Raw genomic sequence first — 15770 nt, 5'->3', positions numbered from 1 at the left:
CGAGAAAGGGACGGAACCGTCCCCCTGAAGGAGGCCGCGACAGCGGCTGTCTCGAAGGGCGACGGCCCGGCTGCATCAGCGGGGCCGTTCATCCTTCGACGCCTCCGCTGCGCTACGCAGCTCAGGACGACGGATTAGAGTGTTTTCGAGCGAAGTGGGGACCGGTTCGCGTGAAGAAAACGCGTCAAAACAAGAATCTAGAGCTCCGGTTCTGATTCAATCAGAACCGGAAATGCTCTAGGAGAAGAACCCTCAGACCAAAAGCACCGTTGAACCGGTGGTCTTGCGCGCGGCGAGATCGGTGTGGGCCTTGGCGGCATCCTTCAGCGGATAGGTCTGGTGCACCTCGATTTTGACGGCGCCTGATTTCACGACGTCGAACAGCTCGTTCGCCATCGCGACTAGGTTCTCCCGCTTGGCGGCGTAGGTGAAGAGGGTCGGCCGGGTCACGTAGAGCGAGCCTTTCTGGGCCAGGAGGCCGAGATTGAGCGGCTCGACCGAACCGGAAGACTGGCCGAACAGCGCGGCCACGCCGAGCGGGGCGAGACAGTCGAGCGATTTGAGGAACGTGTCCTTGCCGACGGAATCATAAACCACCGGCACTTTCTTGCCGCCCGTGATCTCGTCGACGCGCTTCACAAAATCCTCACGGGTGTAGTTGATCGTGTGGGCGCAGCCGTGTTCCTGCGCCAGCTTCGCCTTCTCTTCGTTCGAAACCGTGCCGATCACGGTGGCGCCGAGATGCTTGGCCCATTGCGACAGGATCAGACCGACGCCACCGGCCGCGGCATGCAGCAGGATGGTGTCACCGGCCTTCACCCGGTAGGTCTGGCGGATCAGATACTGGGCCGTGAGGCCCTTCAGCATCATTGCAGCCGCGGTCTTGTCATCGATGCCGTCAGGCAGCTTGAGCAGGCTGGCGGCGGGGATGAGCCTCGCCTCGGAATAGGCGCCGAGCGGCGAGGAACCATAGGCGACGCGGTCGCCGGGCTTCAGGTCGGTGACACCGGGGCCGACCTCCTCGACCACGCCGGCTCCCTCGCTGCCGAGCCCGCTGGGCAGCGATGCGGCCGCGTAGAGTCCGGAGCGGTTGTAGATATCGACAAAGTTCAGCCCGACTGCGGTGTGGCGAATGCGCGCTTCGCCCGGGCCGGGCTTGCCGACATTGACTTCCTCCCAGACCAGAACTTCCGGCCCGCCGGTCTTATGAAAGCGGATCGCGTGAACCATGGCGTTACTCCCTTGAAGATCGTGGTGTGACAGCAGCGACACTGGCTACATTGGCCGCGGCACAAGCTCAAGCATCGATCGCATCCTTGATCCGCTTCCGGCTCAAGGGCAAATCCCGCAACCGCTTGCCGGTTGCGTTCGCAATTGCGTTCGCGATCGAGGCCGCGGCCGGTCCCTGCCCGGTTTCTCCGCTGCCAAGGAAAGGCAGGCCCGGCCGGTTGATGATGTGCACGTCGATGCTGTCAGGCACCGCGTCGAAGCGCAGGATCGGATAGGTCTGCCAGTCGATGCTGGTAATGCGCGTGTCGTCGAAGCTCACGCTTTCGTAGAGTGTCCAGCTTGTGGACTGCACGATCGAGCCCTCGATCTGGTTGACCAATCCGTCCGGGTTCACCACCTGCCCGCTGTCGACGGCCGCAACCGCACGAACCAGCCGGACACGGCCGGTTTCGCGGTTGACCTCGACCTCGGTGGCGATGGCGCAATAGGCCGCAAGGTTCTTGTAGCGCGCAAAGGCAAAGCCGAAGCCGCGATCGCGCGGCGCCGTCTGCCCCTTGAGCCAGCCAAAGCCTTCGGCGGCCTTGGCGATGACGTCGCGGCCGCGCGGATCGTCGAGATGCTTCAGCCTGAACTCCACCGGATCGGCACCGGCGAGCGTGGAAAGTTCGTCCATGAAGCTCTCGATCGAGAATACGTTATGATACGCGCCAAGCGCTCGCATCGCCGAAATCCGCACCGGCATATCTGGAAGGAAGTGATGCACGACATGCGCGTTGGGGAAGGTGTAGATCGGAATCGCATTACGGTCGCCGCCGCCTTCCGGCAACGGAAGCGGCTTCGCTGGCGGCACGGGGATGGCCTGCGCCATATGCTGCGCGGCCAACAGGCAACCAGCACCGCCCGGGCGCATGGAATGAGTGTTGCTCCAGACCTCGAAATGCCAGTCGGCGATCTTGCCATTGCCATCGAGCGAGGCCTTCAGCTTCGTCATCATGGCAGGGCCGAACGGCTCCCAGGCGTGCTCCTCTTCGCGCATCCACTGCACCCGCACCGGCGTATCCGGCATGCCGCGCGCGATCAGCGCAGCATCGCCAGCCGCATCGTCGGCGCCGTTATGGCCGTAGCATCCGGAGCCCTCGACATGGATGACGCGGACGTCCCCAAGCGGCATCCTCAGCATTTCCGCGATCGCCTGCCGATCAGGATAAACCCCCTGTGTGTGAGACCACACGGTCATCTTGCCATCGACGAAATGCGCAACCGCACAGGACGGCCCGATCGAGCCATGCGACTGATAGGGACGCGTGTAGCTGGCTTCGATCGTCCTCAGACCGGTCGCCGACGGATCGCTGCGTTGAAAGATGGTGGAATCATGCGACGGCAGCGCCATCAGCATGGTTGGCAGCTCATCCTGCTTCGGCAGCTTCGCGTTCTCCTGCCATTTCGAGCCGCCTGCGAGCGCACGCATCGCCTTGATGGCCTGGAATTCCCGCGTTGCGAGCACGGCCAGGAAATTGCCGTCGCGAATGACCTTGAGGACGCCGGGCATTTTCTCGACCGCTGCCGCGTCGCATTCCACGAGCTGCGCACCATAGCTCGGCGGCCGCACAATCCGCGCATGCACCATGCCGGGCAGCCGCATGTCCTGGATATAGGCCGCGCCACCCGTCACCTTGGCCGGGATGTCGACCCGCGGAACCGATTGGCCCATGACTTTGAAGGTCGCGGGATCCTTGAGCGGCGATTCCGGCTGGGCCTGCGTATGCAAGAGGTCGCTGGCGACGAGCTCGCCATAGCCGAGCCGTCTCCCGTCCGCGGCAACGACCGCGCCGTTGTCGGTGCGGAGAGTTTCGGCCGGCAAATCGAGCCGCTTCGCTGCCTCCGCAAGCAGCAGCGCGCGTGCCTGCGCAGCGGCGTGCAAAATCGCGGTGCCGCTGTCCTGCATGGAATGGCTGCCGGACGTGTAGCCCTCATTTGCGGTCAGGCCGGTATCGGCGGTGATGACTTTCAGCGACGCAAAGGGCACGTCGAGCTGTTCGGCCGCGATCTGCTGAAACGCGGTCTTGAATCCCTGCCCCAGCTCCGCCTTACCAGTGAAGACCGTGATCGCGCCGTTGGCATCGATGCGTATCCAGGAATCGAGATAAGGCGAGGTCTTGAGGCTCGCCGGCAAGCTTGGCGCGGGAGTCGCGGCCTTCTCCTGGGCCAAGGCGCGACCGAGCGAGAAACTGACGATCAGCGCGCCGCTGCCGGCGAGCACGCTTCTGCGATCGAGAATGACCGGGGCGTTCATCGCGCGCTCCCCTGGTTGGCCGGAAGCAATTCGGCGGTATCCATCAGGTGAGCAGCCCGCTTCACCGCCCGCAGGATCCGCATATGCGTGCCGCAGCGGCAGAGATGTGGCGCCAGCTCGGCGCGGATCTCCGCGTCAGTTGGCTTCGAATTGCGCTGCAGCAGCGCCTGCGCCCGCATCATCATTCCAGCGATGCAGTAGCCGCATTGCGCCGCCTGCTCTTCCATGAAGGCGCGCTGGATCGGCGCCGGCGCCTCGTCGGTGCCCAAGCCTTCCAGCGTCGTGATCTGCTTGCCCTCCACAAGCAGCAGCGGGGTCACGCAGGACAGCACGGCCTTGCCGTCGACAATGACCGTACAGGAGCCGCACTGCCCGAGCCCGCAGCCGAACTTGGCGGCGTTGAGCTTCAGCTCGTCACGAAGCACGTAGAGCAACGGCGTATCGGCGTCCGCTTCGATCTGGTGCTCCTGACCATTGACCTTCAGTGTCGTCATGGCTTGTCTCGCTGCGTTGCGCTGGCGGGCGCGCTGGTTGGCGCTGCCGAGGTCGTGAGATACGCGGTCTGCGTCCGCCTCGCCTCTTCGATCGTCTTTTCAAAGCCGCCCCATGGCGGCTGGCTGGTGAAGCGCGATCGCAGATAATTCACTAACACCGCAATCTGTTGATCATTCATGGTGCCGGCAAAACCTGGCATGATCGGGCTGCGCTCGCCTTCGACCGGCCGCACGCCGGCCAGCACGATATTGACGAGATTACGCGGATCTGGCGCGCTCGGTGCACTGCTCAGCGCGAGATTGATCCCGCCATAGGGCGGCGGCCTGCCGCTGTCATGGCAACTCGCGCAGGCCGCGGCAAAAATCGCCGCTCCCTCCGAATCCGGCGCCCTGCCGACACCCGAGCGGGCTTCCGCGACCACCGCCGCGCGATCGCGGGCGGCGTGCGGTACGCCGAACACATCGGCCATGTAAACTGCAATGGCATGGACGTCGCTCGCCGGAACTGCTGCGAGGTTCTTCACCACTTGCGCCATCGGCCCGCGCGCGGTGCCATGATCGGGATGCCAACCGTTGCGCAGATAGAAATCAAGTGCATCCGCGTCCCACGCCACCGGCGCCGGTGATTTGGTGTTGATGGCATAAGCGCTCCAATCATCGGCCTCGCCGCCGGAGAAGGCCACCTTGGTACGCTCCGCGCCCAAAGCGTTGCGCGGGGTATGGCAGGCGCCGCAATGGGCGAGACCCTCGACCAGATAGGCCCCGCGGTTCCACTCGGCGCTCTTCGTCGCATCCGGATGATAGGTTTCGCGGTGGAGAAACAAGAGCTTCCAGCCGGCAATCACCACACGCTGGTTGAACGGGAAGCGCAGCTGGTTTGGCCGTGCCGCGGCAACGACAGGCTCCCGCGTCATCAGGTAAGCATACAGCGCGCGATCGTCCTCGTCGGTGACATTGGTGAAGTGGTCGTAGGGAAAGGTCGGATAGAGATGCCGGCCTTGGCGATCGACCCCCAACCGCATCGCGCGACGAAAGGCGCCTTCCGACCAACGGCCGATGCCGGTCTCGGCATCTGGGGTGATGTTGGTCGAGAAGATGGTGCCGAACGGCGTCGGCACTGGAAGGCCGCCGGCAAAATTTTTACCCCCACGCACCGTGTGGCAATCATTGCAATTGCCGAGCGCCGCTAGCTCGCGGCCGCGCTTGACCAGTTCGGGAGCGAAGGATTGCGGCGACGGCGGATCGATCGCCGCAATCGCCGGTCGCCACACCAGCACAACCCCAAGGACCGCGCCGGCAATGACCAGCGCAGCCACAACGCCCCCGATAATGCCAGATCTTGCCATCCGTCTCCGCGGCCTTTTGCTGGGTTCCTAAAGCATGATCCGGAAAAGTGTGCAGCGGTTTTCCGAAAAGATCATGCTCAATCAAGACCTAAAGCGCGATGACGATTCAACCAAATCTCATCGCGCTTTAGCACGGCCGGACATCATTTTGCCGACCTCCGAAGCCCAACTCACCGCCTGTTGATCTGCCATTCCTGCAACGCCCAGGCACCTGGCATCGCCAGAGGATGCAACCGGCGCGCGAGCACGGCGAAAACGCTCATGACGCTGCGCTCCCCTCGACGCGCATCGCGTCGGAAGTAAGCAAGCGATCTTGTCTAACAGATAGAGCCCTAGCGCACGGCCGACTGGTCCGCCGATGCCAGATTGCACTCACGGAAATGATACGCGATTTCGTCAAGCGCACGCCGTTCCCATTCTTCGGCCTGGGCCAGCCAGAAGACGCGACGCTTGGAATCCAACGCGGCCCGCTCTCGGCACATCGACTCCTGACTGCGTATCTCCACGAGTCTGTTCATGACCCCTGCTCCATGGGTGTGAAGCCAGTTCGCAAGCGAGACTTTAGCAGAGTCCGGTGCGCCTTGTCTTGGTGCGCGATGCAAAAGGCACTCCATGTTGTGCCTGCGAACAACACAGACATCGCAGCGCAACATGGCCGGCAACGAAGCCAGCGTCAGCGCCGCACATAGCAATGAAAGCCGCCATAGACGCCCGACATGTCGAGTTCGTAGCCGATCTCGCTGCTTTCGTCGTCGCGCCGCCAGATCTCGAGCAAGGGAGCGAGCTCCTTGCGGTCGAGGGGCGAGCGTGTGCCGGCGGTCCGGAAGATCACGCGAACCTGATCGCTGCCGACGCGATCGATGGCATCCCACAGTGCGCGGATATCGTCCAATGCCATCCAATCCTGGCAGTCCAACAGAACGACCGCATCGACCTCCCGGGCGGGAAGACTCTCCAGGAACGCGCGGAGGTCGGAATGCACCGGGATGATCAGGCCCGCGTCATTGCGCATCCGCGCAAAATTGCGCCTCTGCAAATAGGGTGGCAGGCAACGGTCACCCGGGCCTCGATAGCGACGCCGCAAGGCTTGCCAGGCGAAATAATTGTCATCGCTGGGGTGCACGTCGATGAGCCGCAACAGCCGCCGGTACAAAACCTCATTGAGCGACGCACCGTCGTCGAGCAGGGCCCGCTGCTGCGGCGGGATGCCGAGGCTGAGCAGCAGCGCCGGAGTCTGTGTCATGAGCCGCGCCAGCCGTGACTGAAACAGGCGTTCGAGCCGCGCAAGCGCCTCGACGCGTGCGGGCGCGTCAATCTCTTCCCTCAGAAAGGAATCGAGATCGACGCCGGCTAGCCGCGCCACGACATGCGACAGCCCGATGAAGCGGCCGAGCATGCCGTGGCGGTAGAAGCCGTTGGTGAAGTGGGCGTAGCGCGGCTGGCCGAGGATGTTGCGCTTGTCCCAATAGGTCCGCGCCTGCGCATCGAGCCGCGGCCGCAACCGCGAACGATAGAGTTCGGCATTGGCGGGGGACGCGGCCTCGCCGAAAAATTGCCAGAAGTCGGCATAGGAAGTGAAGGCCTGAATGCCGGCGAGCTTGAGCTTGAGCAGCGCAAGATGCGCTTCGTTGAGATCGACGGCGTAAACCTGCGCGGGCTGCGCGGTCAAATAGGATAGCGCATTGCAGCCGCCGGACGAGATGGTGACGATGGTGGAACCCAGCGGCAGTTGAAGCGCGGCGAGATCAGCTTGCGGATCTTCCCATATCTGGGTGTAGACGAGGCGCCGGAGCCAGAAGGCGATGATCCTGTCCCAAATGGTCGGATCATTCTGCGTCAGACTGTTGTTCGCCGCATCCGCGATCAGCTGCGTATTCATACGTGCCTCGACTCAACAATAGTCAACGCTATCGCTGCAGCACTGCAGTTTTGCGACAACGGCTTGCGACCAAGAGGCGCGGCTGCACGCGCGCTTGTCACATGCCTGTCGCGCGAATATCGCAACGAATAATGTCGAACACTTCGTTCAGGAACACGTGAATGCGCAGGAACCGAGCGGCGTTAACGAGTAGGGCGGAGCTGACGAACCCATGAGCGCATGGCTTGCGCTGCTTGGCGCCGGGCTGCTCGAGGTCGCCTGGGCACTCGGCCTCAAATATTCCGACGGGCTGACACGATTTTGGCCGACGGCGGCCACCGCTGTGGCGATCGTGCTCAGTTTCGCCTTGATGGCGCTGGCGCTACGCTCGCTACCCTTCGGCACGGCGTATGCGGTGTGGACCGGGATCGGTGCCGTCGGCAGCATCATCGCCGGCATGATTCTCTACAGCGAGCCGACCGATCCGGTTCGCCTCATCTGCCTGACGCTGATCATCGCCGGAATGATCGGGCTGAAGCTCAACTCGCCCGTTTGATATCCCCTGCGGGTCCACAGTTTTATTTGCCGTAGCGTTCTTTGCCTGCAGGCTGCGCAGCGCCTCGACGCAGCCGAACAGGACCACTGCCAGCACGAGCGGCACGAAGTGATACAGGAAGCGGAACATCAGCAGCGCAGCCAGCAATGCTTCGCGATTTTCGCCGCCGAGCCCGATCAGAATGGTGGCGTCGAACGCACCCAGTCCCGCCGGCGCATGGCTCGCGAAGCCGAACAGTGTCGCGGCAATGAACACGGCCATCAGCCGGAACAGCCCGATATCCACTGGCGGCGGCAGCAGCACATACATCGCGAGCGCCGCCGCTGTGAGATCAAGCAGACCGACCACGATCTGAAGCAGGACCAGAGGGCCGGACGGAAGCTGAACCAGCCAGTTGCTCCTGCCGAAGCGACGCGGAAACGACCAGCTCCAGATCAGGAAGGCACCGACAGCGCAAAGTAGCACCACCGCCAGCGCGCGATTGACGTTCGGCGAGAGACGATCAATGACGCTGATCGCCGCGGGTTCATACAACAGGCTGAAGCCGAGCGCTGTCATGTTGCCAAGCCAGAATGTAAGCCCGGTGAGGAAGCAGATATTGGCGACGCTGAACGCGGTCAGCCCTTTGCTCGCGTAGATGCGATAGCGAATCACCGGCGAGATCAGCGCAACGGCGCCGATGCCATGTCCTATCGGATAGCTGGTGAAGCTCGCGAGCGCTGCAATGCGATAGGGAACATCCTTGCGTCCCATGGTGTGAAGCGCGAGCCAGTCATAGAGCGTGATGCTGGCGTATGACGCCGTCACCAGGATCATCGACAGCGCAATGACGCTCACATCCGTAGAGCGGATGATCGTGAAGACTTCGTCGTAGCGGACATGCCTGAGTGCGTGCGTGAGCGCGAACACCGCACCAACGGCGATCGCGAGACTGACGAGCACGCCGCCCAGGCCCTTCAGCCGGGATTTAGTGGTAAACTTCTTCTGAACGAAATCTGATTTCAGGGCGCTGGATCCATGCAAATGCGGCGTCAGAATGACGCATCGGCCGATTCGAACGGCCGGTACGACCGTTTGCCACGCCGATGTGACAGTTGCGTAACCTGCTCCACTGTTTTGGTTCAATCCCCCATTTCACCAAAGCTTGTTCGAAAGCGACACCGGTACTCTTTATGGTCGCATGATCTTCATGCGGGCTTTGTAAGAGGCGCACACGAGACCAATGCTACTATTCTGAGGCAGCATGAACTCCGAATCCGACTGCGAACTGAACCCCGATCAGTGGGAAATGCTGAAGGCGCTTCGCTCACCCGACCGGCGCGCACCGAGCCGGCCGGCTCTCGCCGAGTTGATGGCCCTGGGCCTTGCCGCGTTCAAGGACGAGCGGCCTGTGATCACCGCGAAGGGACGCAAGATCCTGGTGCGAGGCTCGGAGAAGCTGCTCGACCTCGCGGCATGACGGATCAACCAAGGCGCCTCACCACATCGTTTGCCGCGCCCGCTCCGGCCAGACGCGGTCATACTCCTCACCGCCGACCCGATTGTCGCTCATCTCGGCCAGGATCTGCCCAGGCGTCGGCAGTGACTTTGGATCGATGCGCCTGTCGGGGTTCCAGAGATCGGAGCGCACGATCGCCCGCGCACACTGGAAATAGATCTCATCGACCGTCATGACGATGACCGTCCGCGGCGCCTTGCCCTCCATCTTGAACGAGGCAAGCAGTTCGGCGTCGGCCGACACCTGCGCGCTGCCGTTGACGCGCAGCGTATTGCCACAACCCGGAATCAAAAACAGCAGCGCAACGCGAGGATCGCGCACGATATTGCGCAGCGAATCGATGCGGTTGTTGCCGCGCCGATCAGGCATCATCAATGTCTTCTCGTCATGGATGCGTACAAAGCCGGAGAGATCGCCGCGCGGCGAGCAGTCGAGCCCCTCCGGGCCGGCGGTGGCGAGCGCCGCGAACGGCGACTTCTCGATCATCACGCGGTAGGACGGAGTAACACGGTCGGCGACCTTGACGGTGGACGCATCGTTGGTCTGCCCGTAGATCGCCTCGAGCTGTTCGATGGTGGCAATCACCGACATCGCGCCTTTCCCTCGTTTGTCAGCCTATTCGTCAACCCGCCTGCCCCGGATGATCTGCACGAACTGGCGCGCATGGAAGTCGGCGCTACCGACATTCACGATGGTCTTGTCCGGCGCCGCATCATCGGCGAGTTTCCGCGTCAGCCGATCCGGCGACGCGCCGTCGCTGGCTCGCGCCCGCATGGCGATGCGCTGCGCCAGCACATCCGCAGGCGCGGTAATGGCGACGACCACGACATTGGCGTAAGCGCGCCGCATCGGCTCGATCACCGTGCGGGAGACATTGCCGACCACCGTTCGCCCGGCGCGAATGTCGTCGTCGATTTCGCGCGGCAGGCCATAGCGATGACCGTGCGCCTCCCAATGCATCGCGAATTCGCCCCGCCCAACCGCTGCGAGAAAATCTGCGTCGGACAGCTGCGCATTGTCCTCGAAGGAGGACGCCTCTCGCGTCACAACGCGACGCGCGAACACGACATCGCCGTCGGCGCAAGCAGCCTTGGCAAGCCCGAGCAAGGTATCCTTGCCCGCGCCGCTCGGGCCAACTACGAGGACGAGCCGGCCTGGCCCGATCGCTGTCGCTTGTGCGGGCGAGATCGCTGGCAGCTCGCTCATGCCACCCGATCCCCTTCGCGCCAGACGCTGCGCACCACCGGAACCTCGCCTGCAACATGCACGCGGATGAGATCGGCGCGCTTGCCTCGTGCAATCTCGCCGCGATCGGTGAGCCTCACTGCTTCCGCAGGCGCCTTGGTCACGGTGCGCACCGCGGAGGCGAGATCGATGGTCGGCACGCGCCGCGGCAGTTGCAGCGCGGCCATCAACAGGCTCGACGGAATATAGTCGGACGACAAGATGTCCAGGAGCCCTTCGCAGGCGAGATCGACCGCGGCGATGTTGCCGGAATGCGAGCCGCCGCGCACCACGTTCGGCGCGCCCATGAGAATGCCGATCCCGGCCTCGTGCAGGCCGCGTGCGGCCTCCATTGTGGTCGGAAATTCCCCGACCGCGACGTGATCGCGCACGGCGTCGGCGACATTCTCTGCCGTGGTATCGTCGTGGCTCGCAAGTGGAACCGCGTATTGATGCGCCAACGCGACGATCGACCGCATGTTGTCGGCGGCATAGGCCTTCTGATAGGCCAGCCGCCGCTCGAACAGCACGTCGAGCTCGGCGTCGGTCTTGCCGCCACCTTTGCCCCGATAATAATCGCGGAGCTTGGCTTCGTCGCGGAACTGCCGCTGCCCCGGCGTGTGGTCCATCAGCGACATCAGCCTCACCTCGGGACGACCGACCAGCTCCTTCGCCTCCTCGACCACGCTCGGCATCGGAATTTCGCAGCGCAGATGCAGGAAGTGATCGGCGCGCAACAGGCTCGCCTCGCGAGCTGACGCAATCGCTTCCGCCAGCACAACGGCGCGGCCATCGACCTCCTCAGCACCGTCCTCGCGCCAGACCCGCAGCGAATCCAGCACCGTGGTGATCCCCGATGTCGCGAGCTGGCCGTCATAGGAAATCACGGCCGCGACTGGATTCCAGAACACCTTCGGCCGCGGCACGTAATGCGCCTCGAGGTGGTCGGTGTGGAGCTCGATGAGGCCGGGCATGATCAGGTCGCCGGCGGCGTCCACGCCTGCCTCGGGGGCCTTGCCCTCGCCGATTTCGGCGATGCGGCCAGCGACCAGCGCGATCCAGCCGTGCTCGATCACGCGCTCCGCCAGCACGATACGGGCGTTGCCTATGACAGTATCTCGGCGCGTAGTCATTTCAGATCTCTCTTCAATTTCCCTTAAAAATCCATGGCGTCATGCTGCAGCAGCAAACGTTGTGACATCCACGATACGGTCGGCGATGGCGTGACGGACCTCGTCGTCGTGTACGATCGCGACGATGGCGACGCCTGCGCGCTTCTTTGCGGCGATCAGCTCAACCACGATTTCGCGGTTCTTCGCGTCAAGCGATGCGGTCGGCTCGTCGAGCAGGAGGATCGGGTGGTCAGAAATGAAACCCCGCGCGATATTGACACGCTGCTGCTCGCCGCCCGAGAAGGTCGATGGCGGCAACGACCAGAGACGTTCGGGAATGTTGACGCGGCGCAGCAGTTGCGCCGCGCGCTGGCGCGCCTCGTCACGTGACACGCCTGTCGCAAGCAACGGCTCAGCCACCACGTCGATGGTCGGCACCCGCGGCACGGCACGCAGGAACTGGGTGACATAACCAATCGTGGCGCGGCGGACCGACAGGATCTCGCGCGGTTCGGCGCGGGCCAGATCGAGCAGCGCGCCCTGATGACGAATCCCGATACGCCCGCCGTCGCAGCGGTAATTGCCGAAGATCATCTTCAGGATCGACGATTTGCCGGCGCCGCTCGGCCCCGCCAGCACCACGCACTCGCCGGCATTGACGTCGAACGACACCCCGCTCACCACGGGCAGCCTAACCCCGCCCTGCAGATGCATGGTAAAGGTCTTTTCCGCATTGTTGATCTCGATCATCGCAGTCATCGGAAGTCCCTATGGAGGCAGGATCGAGGAGACGAGAAGCTGGGTATAGGGCTCGCGCGGATCGTCGAGCACCTGGTCGGTCAACCCCGTCTCGATGACGTGGCCGGCCTTCATCACCATCACCCGGTGCGACAACAGCCGTGCCACCGCAAGATCGTGGGTGACCACGATCGCGGCAAGTCCAAGCTCGTTCACCAGGCTGCGCACGAGATCGAGCAGGCGCGCCTGCACCGAGACATCGAGCCCGCCGGTCGGCTCGTCCATGAAGACGAGGCGCGGCTCGGTGACGAGGTTGCGCGCGATCTGCAGACGCTGGCGCATGCCGCCCGAATAGGTGCGCGGCGCATCGTCGATGCGCGCGGTGTCGATCTCGACCCGCTCAAGCCAGCTCGAGGCGGCGTCGCGGATACGGCCGTAATGATTCCAGCCCACCGCCATCAGCCGCTCGCCGACATTGGCGCCGGCGGAGACCGCCATGCGCAGGCCCTGCGCCGGATCCTGGTGCACATAGCCCCAGTCGGTGCGGAACAGGAAACGCCGCTCGGCCTCGCCAAGCGTCGCCAGATCGCGCAACACGCCGTCGCGCATGCGATAGGACACGCGCCCGGATGTCGGGGCAAGCTGCGCCGACAACAGCTGCAGCAGCGTCGACTTGCCGGACCCGGATTCGCCGACAATCGCCAGCACCTCGCCTGGGTAGAGCGTGAATGAGACATCGCGGCAGGCGGTGAGCCTGCCGTAATTCTTGGCTAAACCATCCACGACCAGCAGCGGCTCGTCTGAAGCAAGGCCGTCATTCGTCTCAGCCATGACGCGCCTCCTTGTGCGGCGCCGCGCTCTCGGTGCCGCGATGACCCTGCGCCTGCCGGCTCTCGCAATGATCAGTATCGGAGCAGACGAACATTCGCCCGCCCTTATCGTCCGTGACGATCTCGTCGAGATAGCTATCCTCCGAGCCGCACAGCGCACATGGCGCATCGAAGCGGTAGCGGCTGAACGGATGATCCTCGAAATCGAGCGACACCACCTTGGTGTAGGGCGGAACGGCATAGATGCGCTTTTCGCGCCCCGCGCCGAACAGCTGCAACGCCGCGCAATTGTCCATCTTGGGATTGTCGAATTTCGGCGTCGGCGACGGGTCCATTACATAGCGCTCGTTGACCTTCACCGGATAGGCATAAGCGGTCGCGATATGTCCGAAGCGCGCGATGTCCTCGTAGAGCTTGACATGCATCAGCCCGTATTCGCCGAGCGCATGCATGCGCCGTGTCTCGGTCTCGCGCGGCTCGAGGAAGCGCAAGGGTTCCGGGATCGGTACCTGGTAGACCAGCACCTGCCCCGCATGCAGCGTCGCTTCCGGGATGCGGTGCCGCGTCTGGATCACGGTTGCGTCCAGAGTTGACGTGGTGGCTGCAACGCCGGCCGTCTTCTCGAAAAACTTGCGGATCGATATCGCGTTGGTAGTGTCGTCGGAGCCCTGGTCGATCACCTTCAACGTGTCATCGGGCCCGAGGATCGCGGCCGTGACCTGCACGCCGCCGGTGCCCCAACCATAGGGCATCGGCATTTCGCGGCTGGCGAACGGCACCTGATAACCCGGAATTGCGATCGCCTTCAGGATGGCACGGCGGATCATCCGCTTGGTCTGCTCGTCGAGATAGGCGAAATTGTAGGCCGGCGCGTTCATTCCGCGGCCTCCTGCAACTCCTCATTGCCTTGTACGTCGGCAAATTCCTTGCGGAGCTTGCGCAACAGGCCGAGCTCGGATTGGAAGTCGACATAATGCGGCAGCTTCAGATGCTCGACAAAGCCGGTCGCCTGTACATTGTCCGAGTGCGACATCACGAACTCCTCGTCCTGCGCCGGCGCGAGCACCTCCTCGCCGAGTTCGCGGGCCCGCAAGCTGCGGTCGACCAGCGCCATCGACATGGTCTTGCGCTCGCTTTGCCCGAAGGCTGCGCCATAGCCACGGGTGAAGCACGGCGCTTCCGTGGCCGAGCCCTTGAACTGGTTCACCATCTGGCACTCGGTGAGCTCGATCGATCCCAACGGCACCGCAAAGCCGACATCCTCGGCGAAGAATTCGACCTCGATCTCACCGAAACGGATCTCGCCGGCAAAGGGATGGTTGCGGCCGTAGCCGCGCTGCGTGGAATAGCCGAGCGCGAGCAGGAAACCCTCGTCGGCGCGCGCGAGGTTCTGCAGGCGCAGATCGCGATCGGCCGGGAAGCTCAAAGGCTCGCGCGTGAGATCGCCGACCGGCCGATCGGCCTCGCCCTGCGGCGAGGGCTCGATCAAGCCGTCGCGGCCGAGAATATCCGTCACGCGGGGAGTGGCACCTTCCAGCGCGGCGGCCATCGCTGGCTCATCGGGAACGAAGCCTTCTGCAAGCTGCGGATCGAGCAAGCGATGGGTGTAGTCGAAGGTCGGCCCGAGGATCTGGCCGCCCGGAATGTCCTTGAAAGTCGAGGAGACGCGCCGCCGCACCTGCATCCGCCCGGTGTCGATCGGTTCGGTCGCGCCGAAGCGTGGAAGGGTGGCGCGGAAGGCGCGCACCAGGAAGATCGCCTCGATCATGTCGCCGCGCGCCTGCTTGATGGCGAGCGCTGCAAGCTCGCGGTCATAGAGCGAGCCTTCGGCCATCACGCGATCGACCGCGAGCGCGAGCTGCTCGGAGATCTGCGGCAGCGTGATCTCGGGCAGATCCCTGTCGCCCCGCCGCTCATGCGCCAGCAGGCGGTGAGCGTTCTCGATTGCGCGTTCGCCGCCCTTGACCGCAACATACATCCGTCAACCTCCGTAACCGACACAGCGCGTCGTGCGCGGGATTGCGACAATCGCATCATCGGCGACCAGCACGACATCGATGCCGCGCGGGAACAACGCGACATTGATGGCGAGCCGCTCGAACAGGTCGTTCGGCTTGAACGAGGCCTGCAGAATCGCGCGGCCGTCGATGCCGGGGCCGCTCAATTCGTATTGCGGCCCGTGCATCAGGCTGTCGACCTGCAGGATGACCGTCGTCGACCTGTCAGGATATTCGTTGCTGCCAAACGCAAAGCAATCGAGCTGCGGCAGCGCAGCTCCCTCGCTGACGAGGGCAAAGCTCGCGACGGAAGCATCGGAAATGACCGGTGCGCCGCTATGGAACTTGAGCCACATCTTCACTTCAGTCGTTTCCGCAAGCATGGAATCGAGCCAGACCGGGGTGTCGTGATCGAACAGCGTCAGCGCGATCGCGGCCGTGCCGCGCATCAGATGCGGCGGCGTGTCAACGGAAGCGATCACGCGCTGCACGGAGCCCGGGCGCGCCATCGCCTCCATCACCGAGCGGAACGTCGTCTGAGCCGACAACACCTTGTCGGCGAAACCTGCGGGCAGTTCGGCGATCGTCGTCATC

At 63.7% G+C, this 15770-nt stretch carries 16 protein-coding genes; 2 read left to right on the top strand and 14 right to left on the bottom strand.

Annotated elements, in window-relative coordinates; genetic code table 11:
• Positions 1-252: 252 nt before the first annotated feature.
• The 6 genes from A3AI_RS0105020 to A3AI_RS0104995 all read right to left on the bottom strand — a co-directional run bounded on the left by A3AI_RS0105020 (position 253) and on the right by A3AI_RS0104995 (position 7242).
• Positions 253-1230 carry a quinone oxidoreductase family protein gene (locus tag A3AI_RS0105020; protein WP_024514525.1) on the bottom strand — a complete coding sequence of 326 codons (978 nt, stop codon included), beginning with the start codon at positions 1228-1230 and terminating at the stop codon, positions 253-255.
• Between the two features lie 67 nt (positions 1231-1297).
• Positions 1298-3523, bottom strand: a complete 2226-nt coding sequence (locus A3AI_RS0105015; RefSeq protein ID WP_024514524.1) for a xanthine dehydrogenase family protein molybdopterin-binding subunit — start codon at positions 3521-3523, stop codon at positions 1298-1300.
• Complete coding sequence (locus A3AI_RS0105010) at positions 3520-4017, bottom strand: (2Fe-2S)-binding protein (protein ID WP_024514523.1); 498 nt, start codon at positions 4015-4017, stop codon at positions 3520-3522. The genes A3AI_RS0105015 and A3AI_RS0105010 overlap by 4 nt, the downstream gene beginning before the upstream one ends.
• Complete coding sequence (locus A3AI_RS0105005) at positions 4014-5363, bottom strand: c-type cytochrome (protein ID WP_024514522.1); 1350 nt, start codon at positions 5361-5363, stop codon at positions 4014-4016. The genes A3AI_RS0105010 and A3AI_RS0105005 overlap by 4 nt, the downstream gene beginning before the upstream one ends.
• 332 nt (positions 5364-5695) lie before the next feature.
• On the bottom strand, positions 5696-5881 hold the full coding sequence (locus tag A3AI_RS0105000) for a hypothetical protein (protein WP_024514521.1): 186 nt from the start codon (positions 5879-5881) through the stop codon (positions 5696-5698).
• 155 nt (positions 5882-6036) lie between these two features.
• Positions 6037-7242, bottom strand: coding sequence for a BtaA family protein (locus A3AI_RS0104995; RefSeq protein ID WP_024514520.1), 1206 nt, complete (start codon positions 7240-7242; stop codon positions 6037-6039).
• Positions 7243-7453: 211 nt separating this feature from the next.
• Here A3AI_RS0104995 and A3AI_RS46010 point away from each other — a divergent pair, with 211 nt between their 5' ends.
• Entirely contained in the window at positions 7454-7777 is a 324-nt protein-coding gene (locus A3AI_RS46010) for a DMT family transporter (RefSeq protein WP_084800831.1), read from the top strand.
• 1243 nt (positions 7778-9020) lie between these two features.
• Positions 9021-9236 carry a hypothetical protein gene (locus tag A3AI_RS0104985; protein WP_024514518.1) on the top strand — a complete coding sequence of 72 codons (216 nt, stop codon included), beginning with the start codon at positions 9021-9023 and terminating at the stop codon, positions 9234-9236.
• Between the two features lie 18 nt (positions 9237-9254).
• Here A3AI_RS0104985 and A3AI_RS0104980 read toward each other — a convergent pair whose 3' ends face one another.
• The 8 genes from A3AI_RS0104980 to phnH are packed head-to-tail and all read right to left on the bottom strand — an operon-like array spanning position 9255 to position 15769.
• A complete protein-coding gene (locus A3AI_RS0104980) occupies positions 9255-9866 on the bottom strand; it encodes a pyridoxamine 5'-phosphate oxidase family protein (protein ID WP_024514517.1) in 612 nt (203 codons plus the stop codon).
• A gap of 24 nt (positions 9867-9890) precedes the next feature.
• A complete protein-coding gene (gene phnN, locus A3AI_RS0104975; protein ID WP_024514516.1) occupies positions 9891-10481 on the bottom strand; it encodes a phosphonate metabolism protein/1,5-bisphosphokinase (PRPP-forming) PhnN in 591 nt (196 codons plus the stop codon).
• Positions 10478-11632 carry an alpha-D-ribose 1-methylphosphonate 5-triphosphate diphosphatase gene (locus tag A3AI_RS0104970; RefSeq protein WP_024514515.1) on the bottom strand — a complete coding sequence of 385 codons (1155 nt, stop codon included), beginning with the start codon at positions 11630-11632 and terminating at the stop codon, positions 10478-10480. Before A3AI_RS0104970 ends, phnN begins: the two co-directional genes overlap by 4 nt.
• A 39-nt stretch (positions 11633-11671) precedes the next feature.
• Positions 11672-12370: a phosphonate C-P lyase system protein PhnL gene (gene phnL / locus A3AI_RS0104965; protein WP_024514514.1), complete on the bottom strand. Its 699-nt coding sequence runs from the start codon at positions 12368-12370 to the stop codon at positions 11672-11674.
• Positions 12371-12379: 9 nt separating this feature from the next.
• Entirely contained in the window at positions 12380-13180 is an 801-nt protein-coding gene (phnK, locus tag A3AI_RS0104960; protein ID WP_024514513.1) for a phosphonate C-P lyase system protein PhnK, read from the bottom strand.
• Positions 13173-14057 carry an alpha-D-ribose 1-methylphosphonate 5-phosphate C-P-lyase PhnJ gene (locus A3AI_RS0104955; RefSeq protein WP_024514512.1) on the bottom strand — a complete coding sequence of 295 codons (885 nt, stop codon included), beginning with the start codon at positions 14055-14057 and terminating at the stop codon, positions 13173-13175. The genes phnK and A3AI_RS0104955 overlap by 8 nt, the downstream gene beginning before the upstream one ends.
• Entirely contained in the window at positions 14054-15157 is a 1104-nt protein-coding gene (locus A3AI_RS0104950; protein WP_024514511.1) for a carbon-phosphorus lyase complex subunit, read from the bottom strand. The genes A3AI_RS0104955 and A3AI_RS0104950 overlap by 4 nt, the downstream gene beginning before the upstream one ends.
• A gap of 3 nt (positions 15158-15160) precedes the next feature.
• Positions 15161-15769, bottom strand: a complete 609-nt coding sequence (gene phnH / locus A3AI_RS0104945) for a phosphonate C-P lyase system protein PhnH (protein WP_024514510.1) — start codon at positions 15767-15769, stop codon at positions 15161-15163.
• Between the last annotated feature and the right edge of the window lies 1 nt (position 15770).

This window comes from Bradyrhizobium sp. Tv2a-2 (assembly GCF_000472425.1).
Classification (GTDB): Bacteria; Pseudomonadota; Alphaproteobacteria; order Rhizobiales; family Xanthobacteraceae; genus Bradyrhizobium.
Note: the sequence above shows the minus strand (reverse complement) of the source record. Positions and strands in the feature narration are given on the sequence as shown.

What these genes read in the sequence shown, in the direction of transcription:
- A3AI_RS0104980 (WP_024514517.1), bottom strand. Translation starts at nt 9,866, where the DNA reads ATGTCGGTGATTGCCACCATCGAACAGCTCGAGGCGATCTACGGGCAG.
- A3AI_RS0105010 (WP_024514523.1), bottom strand. Translation starts at nt 4,017, where the DNA reads ATGACGACACTGAAGGTCAATGGTCAGGAGCACCAGATCGAAGCGGAC.
- phnL (WP_024514514.1), bottom strand. Translation starts at nt 12,370, where the DNA reads ATGACTGCGATGATCGAGATCAACAATGCGGAAAAGACCTTTACCATG.
- phnN (WP_024514516.1), bottom strand. Translation starts at nt 10,481, where the DNA reads ATGAGCGAGCTGCCAGCGATCTCGCCCGCACAAGCGACAGCGATCGGG.
- A3AI_RS0104955 (WP_024514512.1), bottom strand. Translation starts at nt 14,057, where the DNA reads ATGAACGCGCCGGCCTACAATTTCGCCTATCTCGACGAGCAGACCAAG.
- phnK (WP_024514513.1), bottom strand. Translation starts at nt 13,180, where the DNA reads ATGGCTGAGACGAATGACGGCCTTGCTTCAGACGAGCCGCTGCTGGTC.
- phnH (WP_024514510.1), bottom strand. Translation starts at nt 15,769, where the DNA reads ATGACGACGATCGCCGAACTGCCCGCAGGTTTCGCCGACAAGGTGTTG.
- A3AI_RS0104950 (WP_024514511.1), bottom strand. Translation starts at nt 15,157, where the DNA reads ATGTATGTTGCGGTCAAGGGCGGCGAACGCGCAATCGAGAACGCTCAC.
- A3AI_RS0105005 (WP_024514522.1), bottom strand. Translation starts at nt 5,363, where the DNA reads ATGGCAAGATCTGGCATTATCGGGGGCGTTGTGGCTGCGCTGGTCATT.
- A3AI_RS46010 (WP_084800831.1), top strand. Translation starts at nt 7,454, where the DNA reads ATGAGCGCATGGCTTGCGCTGCTTGGCGCCGGGCTGCTCGAGGTCGCC.
- A3AI_RS0104995 (WP_024514520.1), bottom strand. Translation starts at nt 7,242, where the DNA reads ATGAATACGCAGCTGATCGCGGATGCGGCGAACAACAGTCTGACGCAG.
- A3AI_RS0104985 (WP_024514518.1), top strand. Translation starts at nt 9,021, where the DNA reads ATGAACTCCGAATCCGACTGCGAACTGAACCCCGATCAGTGGGAAATG.
- A3AI_RS0105020 (WP_024514525.1), bottom strand. Translation starts at nt 1,230, where the DNA reads ATGGTTCACGCGATCCGCTTTCATAAGACCGGCGGGCCGGAAGTTCTG.
- A3AI_RS0105000 (WP_024514521.1), bottom strand. Translation starts at nt 5,881, where the DNA reads ATGAACAGACTCGTGGAGATACGCAGTCAGGAGTCGATGTGCCGAGAG.
- A3AI_RS0105015 (WP_024514524.1), bottom strand. Translation starts at nt 3,523, where the DNA reads ATGAACGCCCCGGTCATTCTCGATCGCAGAAGCGTGCTCGCCGGCAGC.
- A3AI_RS0104970 (WP_024514515.1), bottom strand. Translation starts at nt 11,632, where the DNA reads ATGACTACGCGCCGAGATACTGTCATAGGCAACGCCCGTATCGTGCTG.